General features: G+C 70.0%; 13 protein-coding genes. 10 read left to right on the plus strand and 3 right to left on the minus strand.

What is annotated here, in order from left to right:
• Positions 1-3 precede the first annotated feature (3 nt).
• The 4 genes from ODJ79_RS36870 (at position 4) to ODJ79_RS36885 (ending at position 6,248) form a co-directional block, all read left to right on the plus strand.
• A complete protein-coding gene (locus ODJ79_RS36870; RefSeq protein ID WP_263028310.1) occupies positions 4-945 on the plus strand; it encodes a carbohydrate ABC transporter permease in 942 nt (313 codons plus the stop codon).
• A complete protein-coding gene (locus ODJ79_RS36875; RefSeq protein WP_263028311.1) occupies positions 942-2,315 on the plus strand; it encodes an ABC transporter substrate-binding protein in 1,374 nt (457 codons plus the stop codon). Before ODJ79_RS36870 ends, ODJ79_RS36875 begins: the two co-directional genes overlap by 4 nt.
• A complete protein-coding gene (locus tag ODJ79_RS36880; protein WP_263028312.1) occupies positions 2,312-4,447 on the plus strand; it encodes an alpha-galactosidase in 2,136 nt (711 codons plus the stop codon). The genes ODJ79_RS36875 and ODJ79_RS36880 overlap by 4 nt, the downstream gene beginning before the upstream one ends.
• Positions 4,448-4,586: 139 nt before the next feature.
• On the plus strand, positions 4,587-6,248 hold the full coding sequence (locus tag ODJ79_RS36885; RefSeq protein ID WP_263028313.1) for a methyl-accepting chemotaxis protein: 1,662 nt from the start codon (positions 4,587-4,589) through the stop codon (positions 6,246-6,248).
• 27 nt (positions 6,249-6,275) lie between these two features.
• Here the strand turns inward: ODJ79_RS36885 and ODJ79_RS36890 are convergent, their stop codons facing one another.
• Positions 6,276-6,740: a group II truncated hemoglobin gene (locus ODJ79_RS36890; protein WP_263028314.1), complete on the minus strand. Its 465-nt coding sequence runs from the start codon at positions 6,738-6,740 to the stop codon at positions 6,276-6,278.
• A 55-nt stretch (positions 6,741-6,795) separates the two neighbouring features.
• Between ODJ79_RS36890 and ODJ79_RS36895 the strand changes: the two genes are divergently transcribed.
• From ODJ79_RS36895 to ODJ79_RS36905, 3 genes are all read left to right on the plus strand, one after another.
• Positions 6,796-7,128 carry a winged helix-turn-helix transcriptional regulator gene (locus tag ODJ79_RS36895; RefSeq protein WP_263028315.1) on the plus strand — a complete coding sequence of 111 codons (333 nt, stop codon included), beginning with the start codon at positions 6,796-6,798 and terminating at the stop codon, positions 7,126-7,128.
• Positions 7,129-7,212: 84 nt separating this feature from the next.
• A complete protein-coding gene (locus tag ODJ79_RS36900; protein ID WP_263028316.1) occupies positions 7,213-8,499 on the plus strand; it encodes a carbohydrate-binding protein in 1,287 nt (428 codons plus the stop codon).
• Between the two features lie 168 nt (positions 8,500-8,667).
• Positions 8,668-10,386, plus strand: coding sequence for a glycosyl hydrolase family 18 protein (locus tag ODJ79_RS36905; protein ID WP_263028317.1), 1,719 nt, complete (start codon positions 8,668-8,670; stop codon positions 10,384-10,386).
• A 46-nt stretch (positions 10,387-10,432) separates the two neighbouring features.
• Here ODJ79_RS36905 and ODJ79_RS36910 read toward each other — a convergent pair whose 3' ends face one another.
• A complete protein-coding gene (locus ODJ79_RS36910) occupies positions 10,433-11,002 on the minus strand; it encodes an NADPH-dependent FMN reductase (protein WP_263028318.1) in 570 nt (189 codons plus the stop codon).
• A 259-nt stretch (positions 11,003-11,261) separates the two neighbouring features.
• The gene (locus ODJ79_RS36915) at positions 11,262-11,753 is read right to left on the minus strand and encodes an RDD family protein (RefSeq protein WP_263028319.1); all 492 of its coding nucleotides are present in this window, start codon (positions 11,751-11,753) and stop codon (positions 11,262-11,264) included.
• A gap of 375 nt (positions 11,754-12,128) precedes the next feature.
• Here ODJ79_RS36915 and ODJ79_RS36920 point away from each other — a divergent pair, with 375 nt between their 5' ends.
• From ODJ79_RS36920 to ODJ79_RS36930, 3 genes are all read left to right on the plus strand, one after another.
• Complete coding sequence (locus tag ODJ79_RS36920; protein WP_263028320.1) at positions 12,129-13,070, plus strand: hypothetical protein; 942 nt, start codon at positions 12,129-12,131, stop codon at positions 13,068-13,070.
• Between the two features lie 97 nt (positions 13,071-13,167).
• The gene (locus tag ODJ79_RS36925) at positions 13,168-13,494 is read left to right on the plus strand and encodes a hypothetical protein (RefSeq protein ID WP_263028321.1); all 327 of its coding nucleotides are present in this window, start codon (positions 13,168-13,170) and stop codon (positions 13,492-13,494) included.
• Positions 13,491-13,940: a MerR family transcriptional regulator gene (locus tag ODJ79_RS36930; protein WP_263028322.1), complete on the plus strand. Its 450-nt coding sequence runs from the start codon at positions 13,491-13,493 to the stop codon at positions 13,938-13,940. The genes ODJ79_RS36925 and ODJ79_RS36930 overlap by 4 nt, the downstream gene beginning before the upstream one ends.
• Positions 13,941-13,951 lie beyond the last annotated feature (11 nt).

Here is a 13,951-nt window from a genome sequence, read left to right on the forward strand (position 1 = left end):
AGGATGGCCACCACCGTCACGCCGGTCGCCGCGCCGGCCGTTGCCACCGCCGCGCCGGCCGCCCCGAAGCCGCGCTTCAACATCGGCCGGGCGCTCGCCTGGGCGTTCATGATCCTGGTGATCTTCGCCAGCCTCTTCCCGTTCTACTGGATGCTGCGCACGGCCCTGTCCAGCAACAACGCGCTCTACGCCGGGTCCGACAGCCTGCTGCCCGTGCAGTTCTCCTGGGGCGGGTTCGCCCGGGTCTTCGGCCTGCAGACCGGGCAGGAGGCGATCGACGCCGGCGGCGCCGGCCAGCCGATCCAGTTCTGGCACTACCTGCTCAACTCGGTGATCGTCGCCACCCTGGTGACGGGCGGCCAGGTGTTCTTCTCGGCCATGGCCGCGTACGCCTTCGCCCGGCTGCAGTGGAAGCACCGGGAGAAGGTCTTCGCGTTCTTCCTCGCCGGCCTCATGATCCCGGCGATCTTCACACTGCTGCCGAACTTCGTGCTGATCAAACAGCTCGGCCTGGTCGACACCCTGCTGGGGGTCTCGCTGCCGACGATGCTGATGACCCCGTTCGCCGTTTTCTTCCTGCGCCAGTTCTTCCTCGGCCTCTCCCATGAGGTCGAGGAGGCCGCGCTGGTCGATGGGGCCAGCAAGGTACGGGTGTTCTTCCGGCTGATCCTGCCGATGTCCTCGGCCCCGCTGGCAACGCTGGCGATCCTGACCTACATCACCTCGTGGAACGACTACTTCTGGCCGCTGATGGTCAGCTACACCGACCGGTCCCGGGTCCTCACCGTGGCCCTGGGCGTCTTCAAGTCGCAGACACCGCAGACCGGCCCCGACTGGTCCGGGCTGATGGCGGCGACGCTGGTGGCGGCGCTGCCGATGCTCGTCCTCTTCTGCTTCTTCGCGAAGCGGATCGTCAACTCGATCGGATTCAGTGGGATCAAATGAGACGCGCATTCGCTCTGTTCTCCGTCCTTCTGCTCGCCGGGTGCGGGTGGAGCGGGGCCGACGCCGCCACCGCGGCCGGCGGCAACGGCACCATCGAGTACTGGCTGTGGGACTCCGGTCAGCAGCCCGGCTATCAGAAGTGCGCGGACGAGTTCGCCAAGCAGAACCCGGGGCTGCGGGTGCACATCTCGCAGTACGGGTGGGATGTGTACTGGCAGAAGCTCACCGCCGGGTTCATCGCCGACACCGCGCCCGACGTGTTCACCGACCACCTCGCCAAGTACGCCCAGTTCGTCGACCTCAAGGTGCTGCGGCCGCTCGACGACCTCGGCCCGACCAGCGACATCCAGGACACCGACTACCAGCCCGGCCTGGCCCAGCTGTGGAAGGGCCAGGACGGCAAGCGGTACGGCTCGCCGAAGGACTGGGACACCATCGCGCTGTTCTACGACCGGACGGCGCTGAAGCAGGCCGGTGTCGACCCGGCCACGCTCGACGACCTGACCTGGAACCCGACCGACGGAGGCACCTTCGAGAAGCTGGTCGCGCACCTCACCGTCGACGCCAACGGCGTACGCGGAGACCAACCCGGCTTCGACCGGAACCACGTCAAGATCCACGGGCTCAGCTCGGAGGGCTCCGGTGGCGGCGGCTGGGGTCAGACCCAGTGGTCCGCGTTCACCGGTAGCGCCGGCTGGCAGGCCACCGACCGGAACCCGTGGGGCACCCACTTCAACCTGGACCAGCCGGCCTTCCAGCAGACCGTGGACTGGTATTTCGGCCTGGCGCGCAAGGGCTACATGCCGACCTACGAGGAGATCGGCGGCGCCAACGCCATCGGCACCGACAAGCAGATCCAGTCCGGCATCGCCGCCATGGGTCTCAGCGGTTCCTGGATGATCTCGACGTTCAGCAAGCTCACCGATGCCGCCGGCAAGAAGCTGGACATCGGCATCGCGCCCACCCCGATCGGGCCGGCCGGCAATCGGGCCTCGATGTTCAACGGCCTCGCCGACTCGATCACCACCCTGTCGAAGCAGCCGGACAACGCCGCGAAGTGGGTCAAGTTCCTCTCCGGCGCCCAGTGCCAGAACATCATCGGCCAGTCCGGGGTGGTGTTCCCGGCCCGGCCCGAGGGCACCCAGCTCGCCATCGCCTACAACCGCGACCAGCGCAAGCTCGACGTCACGCCGTTCACCGACCAGGTCAAGAACAAGACCACGTTCCTGTTCCCGGTGACCAGCAACGCCGCGGACATCGTCGCGCTGATGAGTCCCCGGATGGACGCGGTCTACATCGGCAGCTCGCCGGTGTCGTCGCTGACCACGCTAAACGACCAGTTGAACCGGCTGTTCGAGGTCGCCCAATGACGGACATGCTGCACTGGCGGGCCGCCGGGGTGAGCCTCGTGCTGGACTGCTCCGGACCGCTGCTGCCCCGGGTGCTGCACTGGGGCGCCGACCTCGGCGACGGCTCGGCGGGGGAGCTGGCCGGCCTGGCCGCCGCGGCGACCCCCCAGCAGGTCACCAACGACATCGACACCGTCGTGCCGGTCAGCCTCCTGCCGGAGCAGTCGGCCGGCTGGCTCGGCACGCCCGGCCTGACCGGCCACCGCGACGGCGCCGCGTTCTCCACCGCCTTCGCCGTGGTCGGCCGGGAGGAGGACGCCGGGCGTCTCGTGGTGGCCGCGCGGGACGACGTGGCCGGCCTGGCCCTGCGGATCGAGCTGGAGATGACCGAATCCGGGCTGGTGCGGCAGCGGGCGACGCTGACCAACGACCACGCCCTGTCGGCCTTCACGCTCGACGGGCTGATGGCCACGCTGCCGGTGCCGGCGCAGGCCACCGAGCTGCTCGACTTCACCGGGCGTCACCTGCGCGAACGTATCCCGCAGCGGCAGCCGTTCACGCTCGGCACGCGGCTGCGCGAGAACCGGCGCGGGCGCACCGGCGCCGACGCCTCGATCGTGCTGGCCGCCGGGACGCCCGGGTTCGGCTTCGCGACCGGCGAGGTGTGGGGAATCCACGTGGCGTGGAGCGGGAACCACCGCACGCTCGCCGAGCGGACCGCGGCGGGCGTCGCGCTGCTCGGCGGGGGAGAGCTGCTGCTCGCCGGCGAGATGCGGCTGGCGCCCGGCGAGACGTACCGGGGTCCCTGGCTCTACGGGTCGTACGGCCGAGGGCTGGACCGGCTGTCCGAGCGGTTCCACCGTCACCTGCGGGCACGGCCGCAGCATCCGCGCTCGCCCCGGCCGGTGATCGTCAACACCTGGGAGGCCGTCTACTTCAACCACGACCTGGCCAAGCTCACCGAGCTCGCCGACGTGGCCGCGCGGGTCGGCGCGGAGCGGTTCGTGCTCGACGACGGCTGGTTCCGGCACCGCCGCGACGACCACGCCGGGCTGGGCGACTGGTACGTCGACGAGACGATCTGGCCGAAGGGCCTGCACCCCCTGGTCGACCACGTACGCGGGCTCGGGATGCAGTTCGGGCTCTGGTGCGAGCCTGAAATGATCAATACCGACTCGGACCTGGCCCGCGCCCACCCGGGCTGGATCATGTCGACCGGCGGCCGGATGCCTCCCGAGGCCCGCCACCAGCAGGTCCTCGACCTGGGGCACCGGGAGGCGTACGACTACCTCCTCGAGCGCCTGGACGCGCTGCTCCGCGAGTACGACATCGCGTACCTGAAATGGGACCACAACCGCGACCTGATCGAAGCCGGTCATTCGCCCGGCGGCGAGGCGGGCGTCCACGTGCAGACCCGTCAGCTCTATCGGCTGCTCGACGACCTGCGCGCCCGGCACCCCGGCGTGGAGATCGAGTCGTGCTCCTCCGGCGGCTCGCGCGTCGACCTCGGCGTGCTGGAGCGCACCGACCGGGTCTGGGCCAGCGACTGCAACGACGCGCTGGAACGGCAGCACATCCAGCGCTGGACCGGCACCCTCCTGCCGCCGGAGCTGATCGGCGCCCACGTCGGGCCCACGGTCTCGCACACCACCGGGCGCGTGCACACCCTCGATTTCCGGGCCGGGACGGCGCTGTTCGGCCACTTCGGGATCGAATGGGACCTCACCGAGGTCGGCGAGGACGAGCGCGAGCGGCTGGCCGCCTGGGTGCGGCTCTACAAACAGCTGCGCGGCCTCCTGCACGGCGGCACGGTGGTGCGCGCCGACCACCCGGATCCGGCGCTGTGGGTGCACGGCGTGGTCGCCGAGGACCGTTCGGAGGCCGTCTACGCGCTGGTGGCCATGGCCACCGGCGTGGCGTCGCCGCCGGGGCGGGTGCGGCTGCCCGGCCTGGACCCGGACGCGGTCTACCACGTCACCCCGCTGGCCCCCGGCGACCGGCCGCAGGGCCCCACCCGGCATTCGCTCGGCTGGTGGGCCGGCGGTGTCGCCCTGACCGGCCGGATGCTGGCGGTCGCCGGGGTGCAGGCGCCGGTGCAGTTCCCGGAACGACTGGTGCTGATCCGCGCCGAGCGGGTCGAGGTCGGTGACTGAGAGATCAACGTCACGCCGTGGTCCGGCCTGGCGGCCGAACAGTTCTAACGTCCCGCAGTCGACCGGCCGATGAGGCGGACGAGCATCGAAGGGCGGTGCGGGCCGTTCGGCTCGGATCGGGGCGAAGGAGCAACATTCCATGGACAGCGTGAATCCTGCGGAGGCTGTCGCGTCCGGCCGCCGGGGCCTGCGGCAGTTCCTCGCCGACCTGTCCGTCGCGCACAAGATCACCACCGCGATCGTGCTCATCGGGATCGTCGCCGGGCTGGTCTCGTCGTATGCGCTGGTCCAGCTGCACGGCATGAGCACGAAGCTCGACGCGATGCACCGCGAGAATCTCGGCAACGTCGTGCTGCTCGACGAGGTCCGGCACGGCGTCCAGAACATGAACGGCAACATCGGCTCGTTCGTCGCGGTCCGCGACGACGCCAGCCGCCAGGTCTTCGCCGACAAGCTGTTCGCCAACGCCAAGGACCTGGACAAGGTCTTCACCACCTACCGCTCCGGGCTGGCCGCCGACGACTCGCGACAGCACGAGGCCGCCGCGTTCCGCGCCGCCTTCGACGCCTATCTCAAGATCGGCCAGGTGGCGGTGCAGCGCGGCGCGGAAGCCGCGAAACTCCCCGGCGGCTTGGGCGCCGCCGCCGGCTACGACGACCTGATCAAGACCGCCTACCAGGCCGGCGGCACGCTCGACGACGCCCTCGCCGCACTGGTCAAGGCCGAGGTCAAGGCGGCGGACGTAGCCGCGACCCAGGGCCAGGCCGCCTACCGTAAGGGCTTCAACCTGACCCTCGGTCTGCTCGCCGCCGGGCTGCTGTTCGCGCTGGCGCTCACGACCTGGGCGATCAAGATGCTCAACTTCCGGATCCGGCTGTTGTTCCAGGGCCTCGAGGACACCGCGTCCGGTGATTTCACCAACGAGATTCCGGTCACCTGCGCCGACGAGATGGGCATGATGGCCGCCAAGCTCAACCGCACGATCGCGCTGATGCGCCGGGTCATGAACGGCGTGTCGTCGGGCGCCGACCACATCGCCTCCAGTTCGCAGCAGCTGGCCCAGGCCACCGAGGAGATCGCGACGCAGGCCGAGTCGGGCAGCGCGCGGGCCGCCGACGCCGCGAGCGCCGCCGATCAGGTGTCCGGCAACCTGCAGACCGTCGCGTCGGGCGCCGAGGAGATGGGCGCCTCGATCCGGGCCATCGCGCACAGCGCCGGACAGGGCGCCGAGGTGGCCGCCAAGGCCGTCGACGCGGCCCGCGCGACCACCGAGACGGTGGCCAGCCTGGGCGCCTCGTCCGCGCAGATCGGCAGCGTCGTCAAGACCATCACCATGATCGCCGAGCAGACCAATCTGCTCGCCCTCAACGCCACCATCGAGGCGGCCCGGGCGGGTGACGCGGGCAAGGGCTTCGCGGTCGTCGCCGGCGAGGTCAAGGATCTCGCGCAGGAGACCGCCAAGGCGACCGAGGACATCTCCATGCGGGTCGAGGCCATCCAGGCCGACACCGAACGCGCGGTGGACGCCATCGCCGAGATCAGCGAGATCATCGCCCAGATCAACGACTTCCAGACCGCGATCGCCGCCTCGGTCGAGGAGCAGACCGCGACCACGGCGGAGATGAACCGCAACGTCACCGAGGCGGCAGCGGGCGGCTCCGAGATCGCGAGCAGCGTCGGCCTGGTCGCGGAGGCCGCCCAGAGCACCGCGGCCGGTGTCGACCGCAGCCGTGCGGCCGCGGTCGCCCTCGCCGACGTGTCCGAGCAGCTTCGCGAGAGCATCGCCGACTACCGGTACTGAGCGGGCGCCGGCCGGCGTCGTCGACGGTCAGGGCTGGTAGGGCGGTGCGACGCCCCAGCCCCAGTGCGGAACCGGGGCGTCGCGGAGCACGTCCGCGCCGGGTTGCGAGTTCTGCCGGGCCAGCCGGGTGCCCCACTCGATGTAGGCGAGGAACGCGGCCCGGAACTCCGGATCGTCCGGCAGGCCGGCCTCGTCGGCGGCGTCCTGGATGAGGTTCACCCAGCGGCGGCGCTGCGGCTCGGTGATCGCCATTCCGATGTGCTTGGCCACCATGTGCGGATAGCCCCCGTGCTCCTTCGTGTACGTCGCCGGGCCGCCGAACACCTCGGCCAGCCAGATCGCCACGCTGCGGGCGTGCGTCGGCGACATCCGCTCGAACAGCGGTGCCAGCAGGTCGTCGGTGATCACCCGCGCATAGAACGCGTCGGTCAGCCGCGTGAACGCGTCGAGGCCACCGGCCCACTCGTACAACGTCGGTGTCGTCTCCGTCATGACCGTCAGCTCATCAGCCGGGCCGATCGCTCCACAAGTACGCACATAATGGTGCGTGCCCAAGCGATACAGCTGCCCGGTCGAGCTGACCGTCGACGTGGTCGGCGGCCGGTGGCGCACGGTGATCCTGGCCCGGCTCAAGGAGGGCGTGCACCGCTACGGCGAGTTGCGCCGCCGCACGCCCGGCATCAGCGAGAAGATGCTCAGCCAGCGCCTGCGCGAGCTCGAGGCCGACGGCCTGGTGGTCCGCCGCGATCACGGCACGGTCCCGCCGCACGTCGAGTACGAGCTGACCGAGGAGGGTCGCAGCCTCGCCCCGGTCCTGCAGGCCATGTACGACTGGGGCGTGGCCCGCGCCGCCCGCACCGGCGCCGACGTCGGCGACTGAAGTCCGGCCTGTCACATCTAGCGCTCTCGATGGAAAACTGTTAAGAATGTGACCAGTTTCCGGAGCGCGTGACAGGGAGTCACCATGAGAGCTCGACGACGGATCGTTGCGGTCATTGCCGGTGCGGCATGCGCGGTGGGCCTGGTGGTGGCGTTCGCACCCAGCGGGTATGCCGCGATCAACGCCGCCGCGGTCGCGTGTTCGGCGCCGGCCTGGGCCGAGGGCAACACCTACACGGCCGGGCAGCAGGTGACCTATCAGGGCCACCTCTACACCGCGCTGGTCACGCACACCGCCTGGCCGGGAGCGGGCTGGAACCCGGCCTCGACTCCGTCGCTGTGGAGGGACGAAGGGGCGTGCAGCGGGACACCCACGACCCCGCCCACCACGCCGCCGACGACGTCGCCCACCACGCCCCCGACGACCCCACCGACAACCCCGCCGACGACCCCGCCGGGTGGCGGCAGCTTCAAGGCGCCCGTCTACTTCATGCCGATCGAGAACAGCCCGCAGGACGTCGGCACGGCGATGTCCGCCTCCGGGGTGAAGTACTTCAACCTCGCCTTCGTCAACGACATCGGTGGCTGCACGCCCGGCTGGGGTCCGGGCCTGCCGGTGTCGTCCGATACCAGGGTCGCGTCGCTGATCAGCACCGTCCGCGCCCGGGGCGGCGACGTCTCGGTGTCGTTCGGCGGCTACCTCAGCAACGAGCTGGGGGCGAGCTGCGGGAGTGCGAGCTCACTGGCGAACGCCTACCAAGCGGTGATCAACAAGTACGGCCTCACCCGGCTCGACTTCGACTGGGAGGGCGACGACATCGACGCGAACATGGACGTGCGGATGGGCGCCCTGCGCATCCTGCAGGACAACGCGCGGTCGGCCGGCCGTCAGCTGCACCTGACGCTGACCGTACCGATGACCACGATCGGCTTCTCCGGCTCGGACACCGACGAGATCAACCAGGCCAAGTCGCACGGCGTCACCTTCGACCTGATCAACATCATGGCCTTCGACTACGGGCTGACCAACGCCTCGACCATGACCGACAGCGTCAAGCTGGTCGCCACGGCGGCGAAGAACCAGATGAAGACGCTGTTCGGGTACGACGACGCCACCGCCTACGCCCACTTGGGCCTGCAGCTGATGAACGGGCACACCGACCAGCCGAGCGAGCTGTTCCTGCAGTCCGACTTCACCAACCTGCTCGCGTACGCCCGGGCCAACCACTTCGGCTGGCTGTCCTACTGGTCACTCAACCGGGACCGCGCCTGCGACCCGAGCGTGCCGCACAACTGGGCCGACGGCACCTGCAGCAGTGTCAGCCAGAACGACTGGGACTTCACCAAGATCGTCGCGCAGTACAACGGCTGACGACCGAACCGGCGCGGGCGGGGATCGGACTCGGTCCCCGCCCGCGCCGTGTTCGGCGGCAGGCGTTGACATCGATGACTATCGACCTTACGGTGTGGACAAGTAATAAAGACTGTTAACAGTAAGGCGGCGCGCGCGCATACCTCGATGATCGGCGAGGAGGACAGCATGCGAAGTCTCAAAACAGTTGTGGTCGGTGTCGGAGCCGTGTCCCTGCTCGCGATCGGCGTCGGAGCGGCCGCCGCGGCGCCTGCCATCGGGGCGGCGACCGCGCTGGCGAGCAGCGGCGGAGTGAAGATCGCGTACTACACACAGTGGAGCATGTATCAGAACGCCTTCTACCCGAAGAACCTCGACACCGAGGGGGTCGCGGCGAAGACCACCATCCTGCAGTACGCCTTCGAGAACATCGACCCGGTCAACCTGACCTGCTTCGAGACGACGAAGAGCACGACGCAGGGCGAGGCCGGCGAGAGCGACCCGAACGCGGGCGACGGCGCCGAGGACGAGTGGGCCGACTATCAGAAGCCGTTCGACGCGAGTATCAGCGTGGACGGGGTCGGCGACGCGTACAACACCCCGCTCGCCGGGCAGTTCGGGCAGCTCAAGAAGCTCAAGGCGAAGTATCCGAACCTGAAGATCCTGCTGAGCCTGGGCGGTTGGACGTACTCGAAGTACTTCTCCGACGTGGCGGCCACCGCGGCGTCCCGGCAGAAGTTCGTGTCCTCGTGCATCGACATGTTCATCAAGGGCAACCTGCCGATCCACGACGGCGTGCACGGCGGCACCGGGGTCGCCGCCGGCATCTTCGACGGATTCGACATCGACTGGGAATACCCCGGCTCGTCCGCGGGTCACCTCGGCAACCACTACTCGGCCAACGACACGGCCAACTACACCCTGCTGCTGGCCGCCTTCCGGTCCCAGCTGGACGCGCTGGGCGGCACCCACAGGCTGCTGACCGCCGCGCTTCCCGGCGGCGCCGACAAGATCGCCAAGATCGAGACCAGCAGGATCGGCCAGTATCTCGACTACGGCAACGTGATGACCTTCGATGACCACGGTGGCTTCTGGGAGCCCTCGGGCCCGACCAACCACCAGACCGGTCTCTACACCTCGCCGAACGACCCGATGAAGCCGGTGCCGCCGGGCACCCAGAAATACTCGGTGAACGACCCGGTCCAGTCCTTCGTCAAGGGCGACCCGGCGTACGGGATTCCCGGCGGCTTCCCCGCCGCCAAGCTGACCATCGGCTACCCGATGTACTACCGCGGCTGGACCGGCGTACCGGCCGGCAACAACCACGGCCTGTACGGGTCGGCCACCGGTCCCGCCCCCGGCAACCCATTGTCCGGCAACGTGCGGGGCGTGTCGTACTACAAGGAGATCAAGAGCGTCGTGGACAACGACGCGTACTGGGACGACCTGGCCAAGGCGTCGTACTTCTACGACGGCACCAACTGGTGGAGCGGCGAGAACGCCCGATCCGTCCAGGCCAAGGCGGACTACCAGCACTGCCAGGGCCTGGCCGGGGCGATGGTCTACTCGCTCGAGGACGACGACCCGTCGATGTCGCTGTACAACCGCATCGTCAACGCCACCAACGGCGCGGCACCGGCCACCTGCACCACGCCGCCCACCGGCGGCCCGACCACGCCGCCCACCACCGGGCCGACCACGCCGCCCACCACCGGGCCGACCACGCCGCCGACCACGCCGCCCACCACCGGCCCGGCGCAGTACCCGGCGTGGGAGGCGTACCACGCGTACGCCACCGGCGCGCTCGTCTCCTACAACGGAATCAACTACCAGTGCATCCAGGGGCACACCTCGCTGCCCGGCTGGGAACCGCCGAACGTGCCGGCCCTCTGGAAAGCGCTGAGCTGAACCACCGGTGGGGCGGGGCCGCGCCTCCGCGGTCCCGCCCCGCCCGCTACGACTGGTAGACCGCGCGGGTGGACCGCATCGCCTGGCTCCATGAGATGAGCTGATCGAGCAGGGTGGTCAACGCCATCTCGTGGTGACCGGCGGGTTTGAAGACGCTGAAGTTCTCGAAGTCGGTGTACAGCGACAGGGCGACCTGGGCGCGTACGGTGGCCAGCTGCAACTCGGCGGCGGTCAGCCGCAGTTGTTCGACCGCTCGGGCGCCGCCGACGCTGCCGTAGCCGACGAACCCGGCCGCCTTGTTGTTCCACTCGGCGTACACGTAGTCGAGGGCATTCTTCAGGGCGCCCGAGGTGCCGTGGTTGTACTCCGGGGTGACGAACACGTACCCGTCGAACTCGGCAACCTTGGCGGCCCACCGCTGCGTGTGTTCCTTGCTGTACTGGCCCATCGACGGCGGCGCCGGCTCGTCCAGCAACGGCAGGTCGAAATCGGCGATGTCCACCAACTCGAACTGAGCGTCGCTGCGTTGGCCGGCGAGCCGGTAAACCCACTGGGCGACGGCCTCGCCGTTGCGGCCGGGGCGCGTGCTGCCCACCACGATCGCAATCCTGACCATGAGCATGCTCCCTTGAACGACGTCTGCGCCGATCAGCGTCGCATCCCACAGCCGTGCCGCGCCGCGTTTTGCCAGGTGAAGGCAGGTCGGGCGGTCGCGACACCACGCTCGGCCCCGATGTAGGGCCGCTCCATCATGCACCGGCGCGCCGGCCAGGCTTGAGCTCATGCCGGTGCCGGCCGATCCGTGCCCGAGCGGAAGGCAACTCGAGCACGGACGGGCAAGCGTGACCAGGTCACCGGCGTGCGCGTGACGCCGGTCAGCCGACCTTGATGACCTGGGTACCACCGGCGAACTTGTCGAACCAGTGCTGACGCTGCGGGTCGTTGTTGATGTTGACGGCAATCAGGATCGCCGCGGCCAGTCCGGCCACCCCGCTGAGGAAGCCGCCGAGGATCGGAATGATCCCGGCGATGCGGAACCCCATGTAGATGTTCCGGCGGATGGCCTGCTCCAGCGTCGGGTTGCTGACGCGATCCGGGCCGAACACCCGCAGCTTCATCAGCTGCTTGCCGATCGTCTGGCCCCGGCTGGACTCGAAGTAGGCGAAGTAGCCGAGATACAGGACCGCGAGCAGCACGGACGTGATGAACCCGGTGATGATCCAGGAGGGCGAGATGTACCCGATCATGATGCTGAGGACCACGCCCACGACGCCGACGAGGAGACCGTCGATGAGCCTCGCCACGAACCGGTCGGCCAGGTTGCCCGGCTGGCCCACCGCGTTGGTGGGCGCTCCCGGAGCCCCCATCGGCGGGTAACCGCTGCCCGGCGGCGGAGCGCCATAAGGAGGCGGCGGCGGAGCACCGTACGGAGGCGGCGGCGGAGCGCCGTAGGGAGGCGGCGGCGGAGCGCCGTAGGGAGCCTGCGGCTGAGCACCGTACGGAGGCGGCGGCGGAGACGCGGGTGGTACTTGGGAAGTCGGCTCGTCGCCAGGTGACGCCCCGTAGGGCCCGGGATTGGCCATGTCGTGTTCCATTTCTGGTAGGTACGGCGCGTTTTGTCCCCGGTTGGGGAGACGCCTGTGAAAGCTGAAGAAGTTGTGACACTTTCCTGCATGTGGCCTTGAATGGCAAGGCTAGGCGGCCGCGTCCACCGGCTTGCGAACGCCTGCTCTCATTGCGGTGTGGAGATTGAAGAACGGCTCTCTCGCCTGGCCCGGCAACTGCGCGAGCGCGAGATCATCGGCTCGCGGGTGGCCGTGCTGCGCGGTCGGCAGGGCGAGCTGGCCGCCGAGCTCGACCAGCTGCGAGGGCAGCACGCGCTGGAACAGCGTGACGTCGAGAAGCTCGAGTCGCTGTCGCTGACCCGCATCGTCGCCGGGTTGCGTGGCGCCGGGCGCCGGGAGGACCGGCTGGCCCGCGAGCGGGCCGAGGCGGCCGCCGCACGCTACCGGGTGGCCGAGGCCGGGCAGCGGCTCGCCACGATCGAGCGGGAGCTGGCGCAGGCCGAGGCGCGGCATGCCGGCCTGGCCGGCGTGCCGGCCGGCTTCGCGGCCGCGCTCGACGACAAGGAGGCGTGGGTACGCGCTGCCGGCGGTCCCGCCGCCGACCAGATGATCAGGCTCGCCCAGGAACGCGGGCGCACCGAGGCCGAGCTGCGGGAGCTCGCCGAGGCAACCCAGGCCGCCGGGCGGGCCGCGCAGGCGCTGGAGGCCGTGGGCGAGAAGCTGGGCAGCGCGGACAGCTGGTCGGCGTACGACACGTTCTTCGGCGGCGGGGTGATCGCCAGCTCGTTCAAGCACGACCGGCTGGACCAGGCGGCAGAGCTGGCGGCGTACGCGGACCGGTGCCTGGCGGTGCTGCGGACCGAGCTGGCCGACGTCGGGATCGTCCGGCCGGTGGGCCGGATCGGGGTCGGTAGCGGGACCCGGTTCCTGGACGTCTGGTTCGACAACATCTTCACCGACCTCGCCGTACGTGATCACATCAAGCGCGCCCAGGCCAACCTGGCCGACGCCCGTCAGCGGGTGGCGGAGGTCCGCCGGCAGCTCGCGGATCGGACCGCGGCGGCGCGGCAGCACTGGGCCGATCTCGCCCGGGCCCGGCGGGACCTCCTCGTCGGCTGACGGAAAACGCGGGTTGCATTCGGTACCCAGGTACAGGTTTACCGTCGGGTGGACGGCGCCGGTCCGGCGCCGGACCGACCGTTCGAAGGAGCCTGTGATGTCGTACGACGTTCCCGACGCGTGCACGCTGCCCACCGCCGAGCGGCCGTTGCGGCTGGCCGAGTTCGACGACCTGTTCGCCACGGCCGTGCGCCGGATCGACCGGCTCGGCGAGAGCCACGCCCGGTTGCACCTGACCGGCCCGGCCGGGCTGGCCGCCCGGGTGCGGGATCTGGCCGCGCGGGAGTCCGAATGCTGCTCGTTCTTCACCTTCACCACCACCGAGCAACCGGCCACGGAGGGCGAGGTGGTCGTGCTCGACATCGAGGTCCCGGCCGCCCACGCCGACGTGCTGGCGTCCCTGATCCGGCGCGCGGCTCGGTGAGTGCCCCGGAACAGGCGGGGCTGCGCTCCGGTGAGGTCGCCGAACGGGCCGGGGTCAACATCCAGACCCTGCGCTACTACGAGCGCCGCGGGCTGCTGGCCGCACCGCAGCGGTCGAACGGCGGGCACCGGCTCTACCCGCCGGACGCCGTCGCTCTGCTCCAGGTGATCAAGGCCGCGCAGCGGCTCGGGTTCACTCTCGACGAGGTCGCCGAGCTGCTCGACGCGGGCCGGCGCCGGCACCCCACCGCCGATCTCCGCGAGCGGGCCATCAGCAAGATCGCCGAGATCGACCAGAAGATCGCCGACCTCACCACCATCCGCACCACGCTCACCGAGGTCGTCGACGCCAACTGCGACAGCCTCACCAACTGCACCTGCGCCGACTGCCCCATCCCGTTCCTGACCATCGGCACCGCCGACCGGCCGGTGGGAGGCACCGCATGAGCCGGCCGGTC

This window comes from Actinoplanes sp. KI2, assembly GCF_025630775.1.
GTDB lineage: Bacteria > Actinomycetota > Actinomycetes > Mycobacteriales > Micromonosporaceae > Actinoplanes.